The following is a 19,871-nucleotide window of genomic DNA, read 5'->3' as shown; positions in this document are numbered from 1 at the left end:
GCCGCGCCGTCGCTCCCCGATGTCCCCGACGCGCCGTCGTCCTCCGCGACCGCGGAGGAACCGGGTCCGGAGGCCACTCAGAAGCCTGTCTCCCCGAGCCGGGAGGCCGCACAGGAGCTCGCCTCGGAGCCCGGTGGCGACGCTCCCGACGGGGACGGCCGGGCGACCGCGCGGGGCGGCCAGGGCGGTGACTGAGGCGTCCACGGGCCCCGGCGCCCGTGAGGGGCACCGCTCACCCGCCGCCGGGCAGCCACCCCGGACCGCCGCAGTGCGCCCGCTGACCGGCTCCGGGCAGGTGCCGCGGATCTCCGCCGGGCGGTCACTCGCTCTCGAGCGCCGCCTCGAAGAGCGTGTGCATCGCGCGGCGCAGCCCCACGACGTCGCTCACGGGCTCCGGGAAGTCGAAGCGCGCGTCGAACGAGTGGTTGTCCTCGTCCGTGAAGCGGACCCGCAGCCCGAAGCGGTCCAGGGAGACCGGCACGGCCCGGTCGCCGACCCCGCACATCCGGTCCCCGAGCAGCGTGCACAGACCGCGGACCTGGTCCGAGTGGGCCGAGGCGAGGTGCTGGAGCAGTTCGGTCTCGTGTCCGACCAGCGGATCCGCGTGCGCCGAGGCAAGATCGTCCGGCTCGGCGGACTCGGATCCCCAGAGGTCTTCGACACATGCCTCACCGACCTCCAGCCGCAGCAGCAGCCAGTCGGGCCGGACTGCATCATCGCTGGTCAGAGCGTTTTTCCGGGCCTCGTCGAGGCCCAGGATCTCGCCCACCGGGTGCCGTTCGGCCAGCAGCATCGCGCACGCGGGGCGCTCTTCGTCGGGTACAGGAGCCAGCCACCCGGCAATCCACCCTCGGCCCCGGATACGATGGGGTACGGCGACCGGCGCGACATCAGTAATTTCGATCACTGCTGTCAGCTCGTCGTCCTGTGCGTGGGCCGCGGCGCGAGCCGTGGGGGAGTCCCCGCGCACCAGCAGCAGCACGTCTCCGTCCGGTGTGACGGTACGGGCTGCGGGCGCTGCGGCGCCCAGGTCGTCCAGGTCCGCACCCGGAATACACAATGCGGCCGAGGCGTCCGACTCCACGAGGGTTCGTACACGCTCGGCAGCCGTCGGCTGCCGGGTGTCGTCCATGGGGCGCGGCTGACCCACCCGAGCGCTGTCCGCTGCTGATTCCGCAGCGCGGGCGGTTCCGGGCAGGGGGCTCCCAGGTCGAAACATGCGTTCTCCTCCGCTAAGGTAAGCCTCACCTAACTTACACGGAGGTTCGGTTCACGTGAACCAGTCGCGTCCCAAGGTCAAGAAGTCGCGTGCACTCGGCATCGCCCTGACGCCGAAGGCAGTCAAGTACTTCGAGGCCCGTCCCTACCCGCCCGGCGAGCACGGTCGTGGGCGGAAGCAGAACAGTGACTACAAGGTCCGTCTGCTGGAGAAGCAGCGTCTGCGCGCTCAGTACGACATCAGTGAGCGTCAGATGGCCCGTGCCTACGACCGCGCTCGGAAGGTCGAAGGCAAGACGGGCGAAGCCCTGATCATCGAGCTTGAGCGCCGTCTGGACGCGCTCGTCCTGCGGTCGGGAATCGCCCGCACGATCTACCAGGCCCGCCAGATGGTCGTTCACGGCCACATCGAGGTCAACGGCCGCAAGGTCGACAAGCCGTCCTTCCGGGTGAGCCCGGACGACGTCGTCATGGTCCGCGAGCGCAGCCGTGAGAAGCACCCGTTCCAGGTTGCGCGCGAGGGCGGCTACGACACGGAGGGTGAGACCCCCCGTTACCTGCAGGTCAACCTGAAGGCGCTCGCCTTCCGGCTCGACCGGGACCCGAACCGCAAGGAGATCCCGGTGATCTGCGACGAGCAGCTGGTCGTCGAGTACTACGCCCGCTGACGCGGACGCAGGCGCATACCACTCAGCCCGCCGTCTCCCCGCCGCTCGCGGTGGGGGAGGCGGCGGGTTCGTGCGTGGCGGCCGGTTCCACCGTCGGCAGTTCGCCGCGCGGTCCGGGCAGCGGCGCGGCGCGCCCCGCGCCCCGCAGCGCCCGCAGCGCGGCCCCGTCCAGATCGAGCCGGGCCCCCTCGCGCAGGCACTCCTCGTACCGCTCCGCGCCCAGCTCCTCGCGCGTCCGCTGCTCGCACAGCCGGTGCGGGCTGTCGAAGCTCTGCGAGCCGAACTGCGGCAGCCCCACCGACCGCCAGAGGTGCCCGGCGGCACCCTGGAGCACGGCCGCCTCCTCCGGGGCGCCCTCGCACGCGGTGAGCAGCGCGAGCAGCTCCAGGGTGAGCACCGTGCCGACCAGGTCGTGGAAGGCGTGGTGGATGGCGAGGGACTCCTCCAGCAGCCGGCGCGCCTCCCGGGCGTCGCCCCGGGTCCAGGCCGCGAAGCCCAGGACGTACAGCGCGTAGGAGAGCGTCCAGCGCTCCCCGTGCTCCTCGCAGATCTCCCGCACGCTCTCGCACAGCGCTACCGCGCCCGACAGATCGCCCTGGAAAGCCATCGCCATGGCCAGCTCGACCTGCCCGGTCAGGACGTTGCTGTTCAGCTCGCCGATCTCCCGGTACCGCTCCAGCGCCGAGCGGATCAGCCGCTCCGCGCGCGGCATGTCGTCGGAGACCAGTGCGAGGCAGCCGGTGCGGTGCAGCGCGCAGGCCGCGGCCAGGGCGCTGCCGGTGCGCTCCGCCTCCTCGCTGCACTCCCGGAGCGCCGCGATCGCCCCGACCGTGTCGCCCTGCAGCACCGCCACATAGCCCGCGACCCACAGGGCCTTCAGCCGTGCCTCGTCGTTGTCGCCGTCCAGCTCCAGCGCCCGGTCCAGCCAGTGCCTGCCCTCCGCGAGCCGGCCGCAGCCGATCCAGAAGAACCACAGGGTGCCCGCGAGGTACTGCCCGATGTGCGCGTCCTCGCCGCCCTCCAGGCTGGACTCCAGGGCCACCCGCAGATTGGGCAGCTCGGTGTCGATCCGGGCGGCCACCTCGGCCTGGCGCGGACTGAACCAGTCCAGTTCGCACCAGGTGGCCAGGCCCATGTACCAGTCGCGGTGCCGGCGCCGCATCCGGGCGGTGTCGTCCAGCGCGTCGAGCCAGCACGCGCCGTAGGCCCGTACGGTGTCCAGCATCCGGTAGCGGACATGTGCCCCCGCGGAACCTCCGGCGGGCGGGGCGCCGCCCGGGGCGTCCTCGCACACCACCACCGACTGCGCCACCAACTCGGTCACCACGTCGAGCACATCGTCCGCGGGCAGGTCCGGTCCGGAGCAGACGTACTCCACGGCCTCCAGGTCGAAGTGGCCCGCGAAGACCGACAGCCGCGCCCACAGCAGCCGCTCCCGGGGGGTGCACAGTTCGTGACTCCAGCCGATGGCCGTCCGCAGCGTCTGGTGGCGGGGCACTGCGCCGTGGCTGCCGCCGGTGAGCAGCCGGAAGCGGTCGTCGAGCCGGTGCAGCAGCTGATCGACGGAGAGGGCGCGCAGCCGTCCGGCGGCCAGCTCCAGCGCGAGCGGAATCCCGTCGAGCCGGTGGCAGAGTTCGGCCACGGCCCAGCGGTTGTCGTCGGTGATCGTGAATCCCGGCAGCACCGCGGAGGCGCGGTCGGCGAGCAGCACCGCGGCGTCCCCGACGAGCGCCCGCGGCCCCCGCGGGGAGCGGGCCGGCGCCGGCGCCGGCATCGGGGCGAGCGGGAACGCCTGCTCGCCCGGCAGGCCGAGCAGCCGCCGGCCCGCCGCCAGCACCCGCAGACCGGGCACCCGGCACAGCAGCTCGCGGACGAGCGAGGCGCACTCCTCCACGATGTGCTCGAAGCCGTCCAGGACGATCAGCAGCCGCCGTTCCGCCAGTTGCTCGGCGAGCGCCCTGCGCGGCCGGCGCCCCAGGTGGTCGGCGAGGCCCAGCGCCTCGGTGAACGCGTGCTCCAGCAGATCCGGTTCGTGCAGGGTGGACAGGTCCACCAGCCAGGCTCCGTCGAGGAAGCGTTCCTGCATCAGGTGCGCGGCGCGCAGGGTGATGCGGGTCTTCCCGACCCCGCCCACGCCCGTGACGGTGACCAGCCGGGAGCGGTCCAGCCGGCGGCCGAGTTCGGCCAGTTCCGCCTTCCGGCCGACGAAGCGGTTCAGCTCGACGGGGAGATTGCCGGGGGAGGGAGGGAGTTCGAGGGCGGTGCCGGGGCGCAAGGGGCGTCGCATGGAACACGGAGCGTACTCGGAGCGGTGCGGACCGTACAATCGGCCGGGCCGTCCGGCCTCCGACCGGCGGGTAAACCCGGTACGGGCCCGGGGGCTCGGCGCGATAAGGTCGACACCTGCCGCCCCATGTCCCCGCAGGCCGGGGGCGACCGGGACGGGCGGCGACCGAATCGTTCACAGGGTTCGTCCAACAGGGAAGCGGTGCATTGTGTCCGGTGGAGAGGTGGCCGGGATCCTCGTGGCCGTCTTCTGGGCCATCCTGGTGTCCTTCCTCGCCGTCGTGCTGGTGAGGCTCGCCCAGGTGCTCAGAGCGACCACCAAGCTGGTGGCGGACGTCTCCGAACAGGCCGTCCCGCTGCTCGGCGAGGCATCGGCGACCGTGCGCTCCGCGCAGACCCAGCTCAACCGGGTCGACGCCATCGCGAGCGACGTCCAGGAGGTCACCTCCAACGCCTCGGCGCTCTCCTCGACCGTCGCGTCCACCTTCGGCGGTCCGCTGGTCAAGGTCGCGTCCTTCGGCTACGCGGTGCGCCGGGCGATGGGCCGGAAGGATCCGCAGGCGCCGGAGAGCCGCCGTACCGTGATCGTAGGACGTACCGTGCCGTCGGCCCGGCGAGCGGGCCGGCGCAACCGCGGCGGAAAGGCCTGACGCATATGTTCCGCCGTACCTTCTGGTTCACCGCGGGCGCAGCCGCCGGCGTGTGGGCCACCACCAAGGTCAACCGCAAGCTCCGCAGCCTGACTCCGGAGAGTCTCGCCGCCCAGGCGGCCGACAAGGCCGTCGAGGCGGGGCACCGGCTCAAGGAGTTCGCCCTCGACGTCCGCGACGGCATGGCGCAGCGCGAGACCGAACTGAACGACGCCCTGGGCATCGAGTCCCGGGACGACCACCGAGAACTGCCCGCGCCCCGCCGGCCGGCGGCGCTGGGACGGAAGAACCCGTACAACCGGAATGAGGACCACTGATGGAGTCGGCTGAAATCCGTCGCCGCTGGCTGCGCTTCTTCGAGCAGCGAGGGCACACCGTCGTGCCGTCGGCGTCGCTGATCGCGGACGACCCGACGCTGCTGCTGGTCCCGGCGGGCATGGTGCCCTTCAAGCCCTACTTCCTGGGCGAGGTGAAGCCCCCCTTCGACCGCGCCACGAGCGTGCAGAAGTGTGTCCGCACGCCCGACATCGAAGAGGTCGGCAAGACCACCCGGCACGGCACGTTCTTCCAGATGTGCGGCAACTTCTCCTTCGGCGACTACTTCAAGGAAGGCGCCATCACGTTCGCCTGGGAGCTGCTGACCTCGTCGGTGGCCGACGGCGGCTACGGCCTGGACCCCGAGCGCCTCTGGATCACCGTCTACCAGGACGACGACGAGGCCGAGCAGATCTGGCGCGACGTGGTCGGCGTGCCGGCCGAGCGCATCCAGCGGCTCGGGATGAAGGAGAACTACTGGTCCATGGGCGTGCCCGGCCCGTGCGGACCGTGCTCCGAGATCAACTACGACCGCGGCCCGGAGTTCGGCGTCGAGGGCGGCCCGGCCGTCAACGACGAGCGCTACGTGGAGATCTGGAACCTGGTCTTCATGCAGTACGAGCGCGGCGAGGGCTCGGGCAAGGAGAGCTTCCCGATCCTCGGCGAGCTGCCCAGCAAGAACATCGACACCGGCCTCGGCCTCGAGCGCCTGGCGATGATCCTGCAGGGCGTGCGGAACATGTACGAGACCGACACCCTGCGCGTGGTCATGGACAAGGCCACCGAACTCACCGGTGTCCGCTACGGCGACGACCACGGCTCGGACGTGTCGCTGCGCGTCGTCGCCGACCACATCCGCACCTCCGTGATGCTGATCGGCGACGGCGTCACCCCCGGCAACGAGGGCCGCGGCTACGTCCTGCGCCGCATCATGCGCCGCGCCATCCGGAACATGCGCCTGCTGGGCGCCACCGAGCCGGTCGTCGGCGAGCTGGTCGACGTGGTCGTCAAGACCATGGGCGAGCAGTACCCGGAGCTCCTCGAGGACCGCAAGCGCGTCGAGACGGTCGCGCTGGGCGAGGAGGCCGCCTTCCTCAAGACCCTGAAGACCGGCACCAACATCCTGGACACCGCCGTCTCCGACACCAAGTCCGCCGGCGGCACGGTGCTCCCCGGCGACAAGGCGTTCCTGCTCCACGACACCTGGGGCTTCCCGATCGACCTCACCCTGGAGATGGCCGCCGAGCAGGGCCTGACCGTGGACGAGGACGGCTTCCGGCGCCTGATGAAGGAGCAGCGGGAGCGGGCCAAGGCCGACGCCAAGGCCAAGAAGCAGGGCCACGCCGACCTGTCCGCCTACCGCGAGGTGGCCGACAGCTCCGGTGCCACCGTCTTCACCGGCTACACCGACACCGAGGGCGAGTCCACCGTGGTGGGCCTGCTGGTGGACGGCGTCGCCTCGCCGGCGGCCCACGAGGGCGACGAGGTCGAGGTCGTGCTCGACCGCACGCCGTTCTACGCCGAGGGCGGCGGTCAGCAGGCCGACACCGGGCGGCTCAAGCTGGACACGGGCGCCGTGGTGGAGATCCGCGACGTCCAGCAGCCGGTGCCGGGCGTCAGCGTGCACAAGGGCGTCGTCCAGGTCGGCGAGGTCACGGTCGGTTCCGCGGCCTACGCCCACATCGACGTCACCCGCCGCCGGGCCATCGCCCGCGCCCACAGCGCCACCCACCTCACCCACCAGGCGCTGCGGGACGCCCTCGGGCCCACCGCCGCCCAGGCCGGTTCGGAGAACGCCCCGGGCCGCTTCCGCTTCGACTTCGGCTCGCCGGCCGCCGTGCCCGGCACGGTCCTGACCGATGTCGAGCAGCGGATCAACGAGGTGCTCTCGCGCGAACTCGACGTCACCGCCGAGGTGATGAGCATGTCCGACGCCAAGAAGCAGGGCGCCATCGCCGAGTTCGGCGAGAAGTACGGCGAGCGCGTCCGCGTGGTCACCATCGGCGACTTCTCCAAGGAGCTGTGCGGCGGCACCCACGTCCACAACACCGCCCAGCTGGGGCTGGTGAAGCTGCTCGGCGAGTCGTCGATCGGTTCCGGTGTGCGCCGGGTCGAGGCGCTCGTCGGCGTCGACGCCTACAACTTCCTCGCCCGCGAGCACACGGTCGTCTCCCAGCTCACCGACCTGGTGAAGGGCCGTCCGGAGGAGCTGCCGGAGAAGATCTCCGGGATGCTCGCCAAGCTCAAGGACGCCGAGAAGGAGATCGAGCGGTTCCGCGCGGAGAAGGTCCTCCAGGCCGCCGCCGGGCTCGCCGAGGGCGCCAAGGACGTCCGGGGCGTGGCCCTGGCCGCCGGGCGGGTGCCGGACGGCACCGGCGCGGACGACCTGCGCAAGCTCGTCCTCGACGTGCGGCAGCGGATCGGCGGCGGCCGCCCGGGCGTGGTCGCCCTGTTCACCGTGGCGAACGGCCGCCCGCTGACCGTGATCGCCACCAACGAGGCCGCCCGCGAGCGCGGCATCAAGGCCGGTGAGCTGGTCCGTACCGCTGCCAAGACCCTCGGTGGCGGTGGCGGCGGCAAGGACGACGTGGCCCAGGGCGGCGGACAGAACCCGGCCGCCGTCGACGACGCCGTGGCCGCCGTCGAGCGCCTCGTCGCCGAGAAGGCCTGACGGGACGGGTGGCGGAAGCGGCATGACGGAGACTCGGGCCATGCGCCGCGGCAGGCGGATCGCCGTCGATGTCGGGGACGCCCGGATCGGGGTCGCCTCGTGCGACCCCGACGGGGTCCTCGCCACCCCGGTGGAGACCGTTCCGGGGCGCGACATCCCGGCGGCGCAGCGGCGGCTCGCGGCGATCGTCGAGGAGTACGAGCCGATCGAGGTCGTGGTGGGCCTTCCCCGTTCGCTCAGCGGCGGGGAGGGCCCGGCCGCCGCCAAGGTCAGGGCCTTCGCCCAGGACCTGGCACGGCGGATCGCCCCGGTGGCGGTCCGCCTGGTGGACGAGCGGATGACCACGGTGACGGCCGCCCAGGGGCTCCGGGCCTCGGGCGTCAGCTCCAAGAAGGGCCGCAAGGTGGTCGACCAGGCCGCCGCTGTGATCATCCTGCAGAACGCGCTGGAGACCGAACGGACCTCGGGTGAAGCCCCGGGGGAGGGCGTCGAAGTGGTCATCTGATCGCGATACGGTAACGTTCCGCGCGACGCGGCGGCGCTCCATGGCCGCCACGGATAAGAGGCGGACCGGACGCCCGCGCAGAAGGCGCACCGGGAGCCGTCTCGCGGCGCAAGGGGATCGATGACTGAGTACGGCCGGGGCCCAGGCTCCGAACCCTGGCACCCCGACGACCCGCTGTACGGGGACGGGTGGAACGGGCAGCAGCCCCAGGGCGGTGCCCCGGGGCCGTACGACGGCGGGCAGCACTACCAGCAGCAGCCGCAGTGGGACGACGGCGCGCAGCAGTACGGTCAGGGCGCGGGGCAGCAGCAGTACGGCCAGCAGCAGTACGGCTGGGACCCGTCGCGGACGACGGGCATGGCCTACGGCGGCGACCAGGGCGACCCGTACGGCCCCGCGCCGTCCGGCCCGTACCCGGGCGAGCGCCCCGACCTCTACGGCACCCCCGGCGGCTACCCGCCGCCGCAGCAGCCCGGCCACCCGGGGCAGCCGCCGTACGCGGAGCCGGGGCACCCCGGCGGGCCGTACCCGGAGGAGCCGTACGGCGGGCCTCAGCAGTACCCGGGACAGCCGCACGAGACCCAGCCCTTCGAGACCCAGTCGCTCGAGCCGCAGCACGCCGACGGCCCGGGGCCGGACACCGGGGCGGAGCCCGGCTCGGACGCCGAGCCGGCGCCCGAGCCGCGGGAGGAGCACCCGTTCTTCGCCGGGCAGGAGGGCCGGGAGCGCGGCCGGGGCCGGTACGTCGAGGGCGACGACGAGCCCGCTGAGGCGGACTCCGACGACGCCGACCGCCGTGACCGTCCCAAACGCCGCAGCGGGACGGCCTGCCTGCTCACCGGGGTGATCCTGGTGGGCGTCCTCGGCGGCGTCGGCTATCTGGGCTACGACTTCTGGCAGGAGCACTTCGGCCCGGCACCGGACTACTCGGGCCAGGGCACCGGCACGGTGCAGGTCGAGATCCCGGAGGGCGCGCTCGGCCAGGAGATGGGCAGTATCCTGCAGAAGGCGGGTGTCGTGAAGAGCGCCGGCGCCTTCGTCGAGGCGCAGGGGGAGAACCCCAAGGGCAATCACATCCAGCCGGGCGTCTACGTGCTGCACAAGAAGATGTCCGGCGCGGAAGCCGTGAAGATGATGACGGACCCGGCGAGCTTCAACGCGCTCATCGTCCCCGAGGGCAGCCGGGCCCCCGCGATCTACGCGGCCATCGACAAGAAGCTCGACGTGCCGGCCGGAACCACCAAGAAGGTCGCCGCGAAGCAGGCCGACCAGCTCGGGCTCCCCGAGTGGGCCGACGACGACCCGGACATCAAGGACCCCCTCGAGGGCTTCCTCTACCCCTCCCGGTACAGCGCGGCCGAGGGCACCAAGCCGGTGGACGTGCTGCGGCAGATGGTGGGCCGCGCCAAGAAGGAGTACGCCAAGCACGACCTGGCGGGCGACGCCCGGAAGCTGGGGCTCAAGTCGCCGCTGGACGTCGTCACCGTGGCCAGCCTGGTCCAGGCCGAGGGCAAGACCGACGCCGACTTCCGCAAGATGTCGCGCGTGGTCTACAACCGGCTGAAGCCGGGCAACACCGAGACCAACGGGCGTCTGGAGTTCGACTCCACCTACAACTACCTGAAGGGCCAGAGCAAGCTCGACCTGGACCCCGCGGAGCTCCGCAGGTACGACGACCCGTACAACACCTACTTCTACAAGGGCCTGACGCCCGGTCCGATCGGGAACCCCGGGATCGAGGCCCTGAACGCGGCGCTCAACCCCGAGTCCGGCGACTGGTACTACTTCGTCGCCATCAAGGGGAAGACGAAGTTCGCCAGCACGCTGGAGGAACACAACCGGCTGGTCGAGGAGTTCAACCAGAGCCGGCGCGAGGACAAGGCGGCCGGCCGTGGCTGACCGTCCGGCGGGCCGGCGCGCCGCGGTCCTCGGCTCGCCGGTCGCGCACTCGCTCTCCCCGGTCCTGCACCGCGCCGCCTACGAGGCCCTGGGCCTCGACGGCTGGACGTACGACCGCTTCGAGGTGGCCGAGCTCGGGCTGGCCGCCTTCCTGGACGAGCTCCCGGAGGGCGACTGGGCCGGGCTGTCCCTGACCATGCCGCTCAAGCGGGTGGTCATCCCGCTGCTGGACGACATCAGTGAGACGGCCGCCTCCGTCGAGGCCGTCAACACCGTGGTCTTCGGCGCGGACGGCCGACGGCACGGCGACAACACCGACATCCCCGGGATGCTGGCGGCGCTGCGCGAACACGGGGTGGAGAAGGTGGAGCGGGCGTCGGTGCTCGGCGCCGGGGCCACCGCCTCCTCCGCGCTCGCGGCGCTCTCCCGGATCTGCCTCGGCGAGGTCACCGCGTATGTGCGCAGCGAGGCCCGGGCGGCCGAGATGCGGCGCTGGGGCGAGCGGCTCGGCGTGGACCTGCGGACGGCGGACTGGTCCCGGGCGGCCGAGGGCCTCGGCGCGCCGCTGGTCGTGGCCACCACCCCGGCCGGTACCACCGACGCGCTGGCCGCGGCCGTCCCCGACCGTCCCGGCACCCTGTTCGACGTGCTCTACGAGCCGTGGCCGACCGCGCTCGCCGCTGCCTGGTCGGCCCGCGGCGGCGAGGTCGTCGGCGGCCTGGACCTCCTCGTCCACCAGGCCGTTCTCCAGGTCCAGCGGATGACCGGCCACGTGCCGGCGCCGCTGGCCGCGATGCGCGCCGCCGGGGAGCGGGCCCTCGCCGCCCGGCCGGAGAGCCCGGCGGACTGAACCGCTCCGCCTCCGCCGTGCCGGGTGCGGGCCGCCGTCGGTGGTCACCCGCGGTCCGCCTGGTGGACCGGCGTCCGGCCCCTGGCCGCCGACGTGGGAGGATCGGAGGTGGCGTACCGGGGACCGGTTACCACCAGCCACGCTGAGTGAGCCGCCCCGGGCCGCGCCGCACACCGAGGCACGGGCATGAGGAGCATCGTTGAGCAGGTTGCGCTGGCTGACCGCGGGGGAGTCGCACGGCCCCGCACTCGTCGCGACGCTGGAGGGTCTCCCCGCCGGCGTACCGATCACCACGGAGATGGTGGCGGACGCGCTGGCCCGGCGGCGGCTCGGCTATGGGCGCGGCGCGCGGATGAAGTTCGAGCGCGACGAGGTCACCTTCATCGGCGGTGTCCGGCACGGCCTCACCCTCGGTTCCCCGGTCGCGGTCATGGTGGGCAACACCGAGTGGCCCAAGTGGGAGAAGGTGATGGCGGCCGACCCGGTCGACCCCGCCGAGCTCGCGGAGCTGGCCCGCAACGCCCCGCTCACCCGGCCCCGTCCCGGCCACGCCGACCTGGCGGGCATGCAGAAGTACGGCTTCGACGAGGCGCGGCCCATCCTGGAGCGGGCCTCCGCCCGGGAGACCGCCGCCCGCGTCGCCCTCGGCACGGTCGCCCGGTCCTACCTCAAGGAGACCGCGGGCATCGAGATCGTCAGCCACGTGGTGGAGCTGGCCGCGGCCAAGGCCCCGTACGGCGTGCTGCCGGTCCCCGCCGACGTGGAGAAGCTGGACGCCGACCCGGTGCGCTGCCTCGACGCGGCCGCCAGCGAGGCGATGGTCGCCGAGATCGACCAGGCCCACAAGGACGGTGACACCCTCGGCGGCGTCGTCGAGGTGCTGGCCTACGGCGTTCCCGTCGGCCTGGGCTCGCACGTGCACTGGGACCGCCGGCTCGACGCCCGGCTGGCCGGCGCGCTGATGGGCATCCAGGCCATCAAGGGCGTCGAGGTCGGCGACGGCTTCGACCTGGCGCGCGTCCCCGGCTCCCAGGCCCACGACGAGATCGTCGGCACCGAGGACGGCATCCGGCGCACCACCGGCCGCTCCGGCGGCACCGAGGGCGGTCTGACCACCGGCGAACTGCTGCGGGTCCGGGCGGCGATGAAGCCGATCGCCACCGTGCCGCGGGCGCTGGCCACCGTCGACGTCGCCACCGGTGAGGCCACCCAGGCCCACCACCAACGCTCGGACGTCTGCGCCGTCCCGGCGGCGGGCATCGTCGCCGAGGCGATGGTGGCCCTGGTCCTGGCCGACGCGGTGGCGGAGAAGTTCGGCGGCGACTCGGTGACCGAGACCCGCCGCAACGTGCAGAACTTCCTCGACCACCTGGCGATCCGGTGAGCGGGACCGCGGCGCCGGGCCCGGCCGTCGTCCTGGTCGGCCCCATGGGCGTCGGGAAGTCCACCGTCGGCCGGCTCCTCGCGGACCGGCTCGGGCTCGGCTACCGCGACACCGACGACGACATCGAACGGACCGCCGGCCGCGCCATCCCGGAGATCTTCATCGACAACGGAGAGCCGCACTTCCGCGCCCTGGAGCGGACGGCCGTGAGCACGGCCGTGGCCGAACACCGCGGCGTCCTCGCACTGGGCGGCGGCGCCGTCCTGGACGAGGGCACCCGCGCCCTGCTCACCGGGCTGCCCGTCGTCTTCCTCGACGTGGGGGTGAGCGAGGCCGTCAAGCGCGTCGGCCTCAACGCCCCCCGTCCGCTGCTCGCCGTCAATCCGCGGCAGACCTGGCGCGAGCTGATGGAGCGGCGCCGGCCGCTCTACACCGAAGTCGCCCGCGTGGTCGTGGGCACGGACGACCGCACCCCCGAGGAGGTCGCCGAAGCGGTGCTCGACGCACTGGAGTTGCGGCACCCCGCGGAGGGCACTCCCCGGACCCCCAGCCAGGAGAAGAAGGCATGAGCGAGACCCCCACGCGTATCCAGGTCGGCGGCACCGCGGGGACGGACCCCTACGAGGTGCTGGTCGGCCGTCAGCTGCTCGGCGAGCTCCCCGGGCTCATCGGACGCGGCGCCAAGCGGGTCGCGGTGCTGCACCCCGAGGCGCTGGCGGCCACCGGCGAGGCGCTGCGCGAGGACCTGGCGAACCAGGGCTACGAGGCCATCGCCATCCAGCTGCCCAACGCCGAGGAGTCCAAGACCGTCGAGGTCGCAGCGTACTGCTGGAAGGCGCTCGGCCAGACCGGCTTCACCCGCACCGATGTGATCGTCGGCGTCGGCGGCGGGGCCACCACCGACCTCGCGGGCTTCGTCGCGGCCACCTGGCTGCGCGGGGTGCGCTGGGTCGCCGTGCCGACCACGGTGCTGGGCATGGTCGACGCCGCCGTCGGCGGCAAGACCGGCATCAACACCGCCGAGGGCAAGAACCTCGTCGGCGCCTTCCACCCGCCGTCCGGCGTGCTGTGCGACCTCGCCAGCCTCGACTCGCTGCCCGTCAACGACTACATCAGCGGGCTCGCCGAGATCATCAAGGCCGGGTTCATCGCGGATCCGGTGATCCTGGACCTGATCGAGGAGGACCCGGCCGCGGCCCGTACGCCCGAGGGCCGGCACGCCGCCGAACTCATCGAGCGGTCCATCCGGGTCAAGGCCGACGTGGTCTCCTCCGACCTCAAGGAGTCCGGCCTCCGGGAGATCCTCAACTACGGCCACACCCTGGCGCACGCGATCGAGAAGAACGAGCGCTACAACTGGCGGCACGGGGCGGCGGTCTCCATCGGCATGGTGTTCGCGGCCGAGCTGGGCCGTCTCGCCGGACGCCTGGACGACGCCACGGCCGACCGGCACCGCACCGTCCTGGAGTCCGTCGGGCTGCCGCTGGCCTACCGCGGCGACCAGTGGCCCAAGCTGCTGGAGACCATGAAGGTCGACAAGAAGTCCCGCGGGGACCTGCTGCGCTTCATCGTCCTCGACGGCCTCGGCAAGCCGACCGTCCTGGAGGGCCCGGACCCGGCCGTCCTGGCCGCCGCCTACGCGGAGGTCTCCAAGTGACCCGGCGGGTACTGGTGCTCAACGGCCCGAACCTGGGCCGGCTGGGCTCCCGCGAGCCCGACGTCTACGGCGCCACCTCCTACGCCGGGCTGGTCGAGGAGTGCTCGCGGCTCGGCAAGGAACTGGGCTTCGCGGTCGAGGTGCGGGAGACCAACGACGAGGGCGAGATGGTCCGGTGGCTGCACGAGGCCGCGGACGGCTCGGTCCCCGTGGTGCTCAACCCCGGCGCCTTCACGCACTATTCGTACGCGATGCGGGACGCGGCGGCGCAGCGCACCGCCCCGCTCATCGAGGTGCACATCTCGAACCCGTACGCGCGCGAGGAGTTCCGGCACACCTCCGTCGTCGCGGCCGTCGCCTCGGGAACCGTCGCGGGTTTCGGGATCGGCTCGTACCGGCTGGCGCTGCGCGCGCTGGCGGAGGAAGTGTCCGGCTGACGGCACGTCCGTCCGGCGGCAGGAAGCTCTCTTCTGCGGACCGACCGCAGGTCCGGGCACTCCCGTGGCTCCTCGGCCGTTCACCCGGCGAGCGGCCGGGGAGGGTACGGTTCTGATGCTTCCGGTCGAAACCGGGGGCATCGGCGACCAGTTCACGGTCCGTCCGGCCGGATCCACCGGGTGCCGCGCGCCCGGCGTTCCGGCCGGGCGGTCCGCAAGGCCGCTCGACCACGCGCCAGTTGCCTGCACGAGACGGAGAGTCAGCGGATGCAGCACACGATGGGGGCTCCGCTGCCGCCGCCCCACGGATCCCACCCGCCGGCCGGCTGGGGGCCGGTTCCTCCGGGTCAGGGCCACGAGCGCGCCGCGCCCGCGCACCCGGGTGCGCACCACCCCGGCGTCCCGCACCCGGGTCAGCCCCACCCCGAGCAGGGGCCGCCCGTTCCGCCGCAACCGGTGCCGCCCCATCCGGCGCCCGGTCCGCAGCCGGGCTGGCCGGGCGGCGGGCCCGTCCCGCAGCCGCCCGCGGCCCCCGCTCCGGTACCCGGGGCGCCGGCCCGGCACGCCTCCGTGCCGCCGCCCGAGAGCACCGGGCACATCCAGCTCCCCGCCGGTGCCCCGGTGCCGATACCCGGCCCGGCGGCCGGCAGCGCCGTCGCCGATGTGACCCATGCGCCCGTCGCGGTCCTCCTCATAGGTCCGGCCGGCGCCGGGAAGACGACGGTGGCCCGCCACTGGGCGGACACCCGCCGGGTGCCGACCGCGCACATCAGCCTCGACGACGTCCGGGAATGGGTCCGCTCCGGCTTCGCCGACCCGCAGTCCGGATGGAACGACAACTCCGAGGCGCAGTACCGTCTCGCCCGCCGCACCTGCGGCTTCGCGGCCCGGAACTTCCTCGCCAACGGCATCTCCTGCATCCTCGACGACGCGGTCTTCCCGGACCGCCCCACGGTGGGCCTCGGGGGCTGGAAGCGGCATGTGGGGCCCGGGCTCCTGCCGGTCGTCCTGCTGCCGGGCCTGGAGATCGTCCTGGAGCGGAACGCCGAGCGCACCGGCAACCGCCGGCTCTCCGACGAGGAGGTGGCCATGATCCACGGCAAGATGGCCGGCTGGTACGGCTCGGGGCTGCCCATCATCGACAACTCCCAGCTCGACGTCCCCACGACGGCCCGCCTGCTCGACGACGTCCTGTCCCGGAGCCTCGCCAGCCCGCCGACCTGGTAGCCCGCGGCGAGGGGGACGGGGCCGGTCCGTCCTCCCCGGGCTCGGTGCGGCCCGGACACCGCCGGCACGCGACGGGAGCCCGGCCGGGCCGGCACCGTCCGTACGGCCCCGCCCGCACGGTCCCGTACCTGACGGCCCATGCCGCCTGCTGCGCTCCGCGGGGCCGGCCCCGCCCCGCTCCGCCTCCTCCGGCCGGGCGGCCTCCGTGCCGCCGTGCCGCCCGTCCGGACGCACCGGAGCGGCCGGGACCACCGTCTCCTCGTACGCTCGAACCATGTCGGATGTGCACGCGGCCAGGCGTTCGAAGCTGCGCGACCGGTGCGCTGTCGGCCGGGCCGCCGTGCTCGTCTCCCGTCCCCCCAACGTGCGGTATCTCGCCGGTGGGGCACCGCACGCCGCGGCTCTGCTGCTGGGCCCCGACGAAGACGTGCTGCTCTGCCCGGACACGCCCTCCGGCGACCCCGCCGAGGGCCGCGTCACCGAGGACCTGCGTCTGCTCGTGCTCCCCGCTCCCGGCGAGGACGCCGCCGTCGCCGCCGCACGGCTCGCCGCCGCGGCGGGTGCCGAGACCCTCGCACTGGAGGAGCACCACCTCACCGTGGCGCGGCACCGTGCCCTGGCGGCGGTGGCACCCCGGCTCCGGCTGACCGATCTGGGCACCGCCGTGGAGCAGCAGCGACTGATCAAGGACGACGAGGAGATCGCCTGTCTGCGGATCGGCGCGGAGATCGCCGACCAGGCGCTGGGGGAGCTGCTGGAGTCGATCCTGGTGGGACGCACCGAGCGGCACCTCGCCCTGGAGCTGGAGCGCCGGCTGGTCGACCACGGTGCCGACGGCCCGGCCTTTCCCACGTCCGTCGCCACCGGGCCGCATGCCGGCGCGGCCGGGCACCTGCCCACCGACCGGCGCGTCGAGGAGGGCGACTTCCTCTGTGTCTGCCTCGGTGCGAACTACCGCGGCTACCGCAGTGAGCTGGGCCGGACGTTCGTCATCGGCAGCACCCCCGCGACCTGGCAGATCGAGCTGTACGACCTCGTCTTCGCCGCTCAGCGGGCCGGACGGGAGGCGCTCGCGCCCGGTGCCGCGTACTGCGAGGTCGACCACGCGGCCCGGCAGATGCTGCTCGCGGCCGGTTACGGTGAGCACCTCGCCCCGTCGACCGGACACGGCGTGGGACTGGAAAACCATGAGGACCCTGAGCTGTCGCCCGCGGCCATGGGTAAACTGGACGCTTGTGTGCCGGTCACCGTCGAACCGGGGGTCCACCTCCCGGGCCGGGGCGGTGTCCGGATCGACGACACGCTCGTCGTCCGCCCCGAGGCGGACGGCGGACCCGAGCTACTCACCATCACGACCAAAGAGCTGCTCGCGCTCTGAGCCCCGGGGTTCTGGCGCGCACCTTTGGTTCCACCAGCTTCAGTCCAGGAGATTCCGCAACCGTGGCATCCACGAACGACCTCAAGAACGGCATGGTGCTCAAGCTCGACGGGGGCCAGCTCTGGTCCGTTGTCGAGTTCCAGCACGTCAAGCCCGGCAAGGGCCCTGCCTTCGTCCGCACCAAGCTGAAGCACGTGCTCTCCGGCAAGGTGGTCGACAAGACCTTCAACGCCGGCGTGAAGGTCGAAACGGCCAACGTCGACAAGCGCGGCATGCAGTTCTCGTACAAGGACGGCAGCGACTTCGTGTTCATGGACACGGAGACCTACGACCAGATCCAGATCACGCCGGAGGTCGTGGGCGACGCCGCCCGCTTCCTGCTCGAGGGCTTCGAGGCCGTCGTCGCCATGTACGAGGGCTCCCCGCTCTACATCGAGCTCCCGGCCTCGGTCGAGCTCGTGATCGAGTACACCGAGCCCGGTGTGCAGGGTGACCGCTCCACCGGCGGCAGCAAGCCGGCCCGCCTGGAGACCGGCTACGAGATCGCCGTCCCGCTCTTCATCACCTCCGGTGAGAAGATCAAGGTCGACACCCGTTCCGGCGATTACCTCGGCCGGGTGAACAAGTAACCGTGGCGGCCCGGAACAAGGCCCGCAAGCGGGCCTTCCAGATTCTGTTCGAGTCCGACCAGCGCGGTACGTCCGTGCAGACCGTGCTCGCGGACTGGATGCGGCTGGCCCGGACCGACGACCGGCAGCCGCCGGTCAACGAGTACACGATGCAGCTGGTCGAGGGGTACGCGGAGCACGCGGACCGGATCGACGAACTGATCGCCACCTATGCGGTCGGCTGGACGCTCGACCGGATGCCCGTGGTGGACCGCAACATTCTGCGGCTCGGCGCCCACGAGCTCATCTGGGAGGACGAGGTCCCGGACGCGGTGGTGATCGACGAGGCGGTGCAGCTCGCCAAGGAGTTCTCCACCGATGACTCCCCGGCCTTCGTGAACGGCCTGCTGGGCCGTCTCAAGGAGCTCAAGCCGTCGCTGCGCAGGGCGTAGCCCCGCCGCCGTACGGCCGTCACCGGGCCCGGAGCGCACTGCGCTCCGGGCCCGGACGCATGTCGGCGGCGGGCGGTGCAGCCAGGTGAACCGCCGGCAGGCGCACCAGCAGCGAGAGCCGTCACCGCCCCGGAACAGCGAGAGCCGTCACCGCCCCGGAAAAACGAAACCGCCGCCGGAGCGGGACCCGGAAGGTTTCCGCCCGCGGCGGCGGCACGTTTCTGCTGAGGTGCTGGGCGGGCCCGTGCGGGCCCGGTCGGTGATCGACGAGGGTCAGGCGTCCTCGTGCTGCACCGCACGCCGTGCGTCGGCGTCGAGCACACCCCAGCTGATGAGCTGCTCGGTCAGCACCGAGGGGGACTGGTCGTAGATGACGGCAAGCGTGCGCAGGTCGTCCTGACGGATCGAGAGGACCTTGCCGTTGTAGTCGCCTCGCTGGCTCTGGATCGTGGCGGCGTAGCGCTGCAGCGGGCCCGCCTTCTCGGCCGGCACGTGGGCCAGGCGCTCCAGGTCCAGTACCAGCTTCGGCGGCGGCTCGGCGGCACCACCCGGCGTGGTTCCCGGCAGCAGCTCCTGCACCGGCACCCCGTAGAAGTCCGCCAGCTCGGCGAGGCGCTGCACGGTCACCGCGCGGTCGCCGCGCTCGTAGGAACCGACGACGACGGCCTTCCAGCGGCCCTGAGACTTCTCCTCGACACCGTGCAGGGAGAGCCCCTGCTGGGTGCGGATGGCGCGAAGCTTGGCCCCGAGCTGTTTGGCGTATTCGCTGGACATATAGCTCCCCGGACGAAGGCTGGTAACTCACTGTGAGGTTACGCAGCGTAATCTCACTCGTCAAGCCGAATGGTCCGGGCCGCAGCTCGGGCGGGGTCCGGGCACGATCCGGGCCGGCTCCGGGAGGCCGCCTCCCAGCCTGTTCCTCGGCCCTGGTACCGTGGGCGGCGTAATTTCGACGTCCTTTAAAGTCCGTCCCGTGAGGCGGAGAAGGAGGTCCGTTTCGTATGGACGCACTCGGCCCCAAGACCGTGGAACCGGCACGCCCCGTGCTGGAGGCCCCGGACATCGCGCGGGTTCTCACCCGCATCGCCCACGAGATCGTCGAACGCGCCAAGGGCGCCGACGACGTGGTGCTGCTCGGCATCCCGACCCGCGGCGTCTTCCTCGCCCGCCGGCTCGCGGCCAAGCTCGAATCGATCACCGGCCGCGCCGTTCCCGTCGGCTCCCTGGACATCACCATGTACCGGGACGACCTGCGGCTGCGCCCGGCCCGTGCTCTCGCCCGCACCGAGATCCCCGGTGACGACATCGACGGCCGGCTGGTCGTCCTCGTCGACGACGTGCTGTTCTCCGGCCGGACGATCCGCGCCGCGCTCGACGCGCTCGGCGACATCGGCCGCCCCCGCGGCGTGCAGCTCGCCGTCCTGGTCGACCGCGGCCACCGTGAACTCCCCATCCGTGCCGACTACGTCGGCAAGAACCTCCCGACATCGCTGCGCGAGACGGTCAAGGTCCAGCTCACCGAGGAGGACGGCCGCGACAGCGTGCTCCTCGGCGTCCGGCCCGCCGCGCCCGCGGACGCCGAGGCCACCGCTCCGGCCGCCGACGGGCAGTAGCGCCCGCCGTCCCTCCCGTACGTCCTCCTGCCCCCCCCGGCACGGCGGATTCC

Annotated in this window: 19 protein-coding genes; 16 read left to right on the top strand and 3 right to left on the bottom strand. The window is 72.8% G+C overall.

What is annotated here, in order from left to right; all coding sequences use genetic code 11:
• Positions 1-319: 319 nt before the first annotated feature.
• A complete protein-coding gene (locus ACFYYR_RS07895; RefSeq protein ID WP_388848232.1) occupies positions 320-1,219 on the bottom strand; it encodes a DUF2470 domain-containing protein in 900 nt (299 codons plus the stop codon).
• A 55-nt stretch (positions 1,220-1,274) separates the two neighbouring features.
• Between ACFYYR_RS07895 and rpsD the strand changes: the two genes are divergently transcribed.
• Entirely contained in the window at positions 1,275-1,886 is a 612-nt protein-coding gene (gene rpsD, locus ACFYYR_RS07890) for a 30S ribosomal protein S4 (protein WP_351509204.1), read from the top strand.
• A 22-nt stretch (positions 1,887-1,908) separates the two neighbouring features.
• On the opposite strand, the gene ACFYYR_RS07885 is transcribed toward rpsD, so the two are convergent.
• Positions 1,909-4,173 (bottom strand): ATP-binding protein, encoded by a 2,265-nt coding sequence (locus ACFYYR_RS07885; protein ID WP_388848228.1) that lies wholly within the window; start codon positions 4,171-4,173, stop codon positions 1,909-1,911.
• A gap of 208 nt (positions 4,174-4,381) precedes the next feature.
• Between ACFYYR_RS07885 and ACFYYR_RS07880 the strand changes: the two genes are divergently transcribed.
• The 14 genes from ACFYYR_RS07880 (at position 4,382) to nusB (ending at position 18,205) form a co-directional block, all read left to right on the top strand.
• Positions 4,382-4,822, top strand: a complete 441-nt coding sequence (locus ACFYYR_RS07880; RefSeq protein ID WP_388848225.1) for a DUF948 domain-containing protein — start codon at positions 4,382-4,384, stop codon at positions 4,820-4,822.
• A gap of 5 nt (positions 4,823-4,827) precedes the next feature.
• Positions 4,828-5,139, top strand: coding sequence for a DUF6167 family protein (locus ACFYYR_RS07875; RefSeq protein WP_351509197.1), 312 nt, complete (start codon positions 4,828-4,830; stop codon positions 5,137-5,139).
• Complete coding sequence (gene alaS / locus ACFYYR_RS07870) at positions 5,139-7,808, top strand: alanine--tRNA ligase (RefSeq protein ID WP_388848222.1); 2,670 nt, start codon at positions 5,139-5,141, stop codon at positions 7,806-7,808. Before ACFYYR_RS07875 ends, alaS begins: the two co-directional genes overlap by 1 nt.
• A 40-nt stretch (positions 7,809-7,848) precedes the next feature.
• A complete protein-coding gene (gene ruvX / locus ACFYYR_RS07865) occupies positions 7,849-8,313 on the top strand; it encodes a Holliday junction resolvase RuvX (RefSeq protein ID WP_351509374.1) in 465 nt (154 codons plus the stop codon).
• A 120-nt stretch (positions 8,314-8,433) separates the two neighbouring features.
• On the top strand, positions 8,434-10,212 hold the full coding sequence (gene mltG / locus ACFYYR_RS07860; protein ID WP_388848219.1) for an endolytic transglycosylase MltG: 1,779 nt from the start codon (positions 8,434-8,436) through the stop codon (positions 10,210-10,212).
• Entirely contained in the window at positions 10,205-11,062 is an 858-nt protein-coding gene (locus ACFYYR_RS07855) for a shikimate dehydrogenase (protein WP_388848216.1), read from the top strand. The genes mltG and ACFYYR_RS07855 overlap by 8 nt, the downstream gene beginning before the upstream one ends.
• A 199-nt stretch (positions 11,063-11,261) precedes the next feature.
• Positions 11,262-12,446: a chorismate synthase gene (aroC, locus tag ACFYYR_RS07850; RefSeq protein ID WP_388848214.1), complete on the top strand. Its 1,185-nt coding sequence runs from the start codon at positions 11,262-11,264 to the stop codon at positions 12,444-12,446.
• Between the two features lie 44 nt (positions 12,447-12,490).
• Entirely contained in the window at positions 12,491-13,015 is a 525-nt protein-coding gene (locus ACFYYR_RS07845; RefSeq protein WP_388849235.1) for a shikimate kinase, read from the top strand.
• On the top strand, positions 13,012-14,103 hold the full coding sequence (aroB, locus tag ACFYYR_RS07840; RefSeq protein ID WP_388848211.1) for a 3-dehydroquinate synthase: 1,092 nt from the start codon (positions 13,012-13,014) through the stop codon (positions 14,101-14,103). The genes ACFYYR_RS07845 and aroB overlap by 4 nt, the downstream gene beginning before the upstream one ends.
• Positions 14,100-14,540 (top strand): type II 3-dehydroquinate dehydratase, encoded by a 441-nt coding sequence (gene aroQ, locus ACFYYR_RS07835; RefSeq protein ID WP_388848209.1) that lies wholly within the window; start codon positions 14,100-14,102, stop codon positions 14,538-14,540. The genes aroB and aroQ overlap by 4 nt, the downstream gene beginning before the upstream one ends.
• Before the next feature lie 267 nt (positions 14,541-14,807).
• Complete coding sequence (locus tag ACFYYR_RS07830; RefSeq protein ID WP_388848206.1) at positions 14,808-15,767, top strand: AAA family ATPase; 960 nt, start codon at positions 14,808-14,810, stop codon at positions 15,765-15,767.
• A 274-nt stretch (positions 15,768-16,041) separates the two neighbouring features.
• On the top strand, positions 16,042-17,145 hold the full coding sequence (locus ACFYYR_RS07825) for a M24 family metallopeptidase (protein WP_388848203.1): 1,104 nt from the start codon (positions 16,042-16,044) through the stop codon (positions 17,143-17,145).
• Between the two features lie 62 nt (positions 17,146-17,207).
• Positions 17,208-17,774: an elongation factor P gene (gene efp / locus ACFYYR_RS07820; RefSeq protein ID WP_388848200.1), complete on the top strand. Its 567-nt coding sequence runs from the start codon at positions 17,208-17,210 to the stop codon at positions 17,772-17,774.
• Positions 17,775-17,776: 2 nt separating this feature from the next.
• On the top strand, positions 17,777-18,205 hold the full coding sequence (nusB, locus tag ACFYYR_RS07815; RefSeq protein WP_351509176.1) for a transcription antitermination factor NusB: 429 nt from the start codon (positions 17,777-17,779) through the stop codon (positions 18,203-18,205).
• Between the two features lie 273 nt (positions 18,206-18,478).
• Here nusB and bldD read toward each other — a convergent pair whose 3' ends face one another.
• The gene (bldD, locus tag ACFYYR_RS07810) at positions 18,479-18,979 is read right to left on the bottom strand and encodes a transcriptional regulator BldD (protein WP_004948690.1); all 501 of its coding nucleotides are present in this window, start codon (positions 18,977-18,979) and stop codon (positions 18,479-18,481) included.
• 227 nt (positions 18,980-19,206) lie between these two features.
• Here bldD and pyrR point away from each other — a divergent pair, with 227 nt between their 5' ends.
• Positions 19,207-19,818: a bifunctional pyr operon transcriptional regulator/uracil phosphoribosyltransferase PyrR gene (gene pyrR, locus ACFYYR_RS07805; RefSeq protein ID WP_388848195.1), complete on the top strand. Its 612-nt coding sequence runs from the start codon at positions 19,207-19,209 to the stop codon at positions 19,816-19,818.
• Positions 19,819-19,871: the final 53 nt, after the last annotated feature.

Origin of the sequence: Streptomyces sp. NPDC001922 (genome assembly GCF_042891165.1) — a bacterium.
Taxonomy (GTDB): domain Bacteria; phylum Actinomycetota; class Actinomycetes; order Streptomycetales; family Streptomycetaceae; genus Streptomyces.
This window is presented reverse-complemented; position numbering and strand designations above follow the sequence as displayed.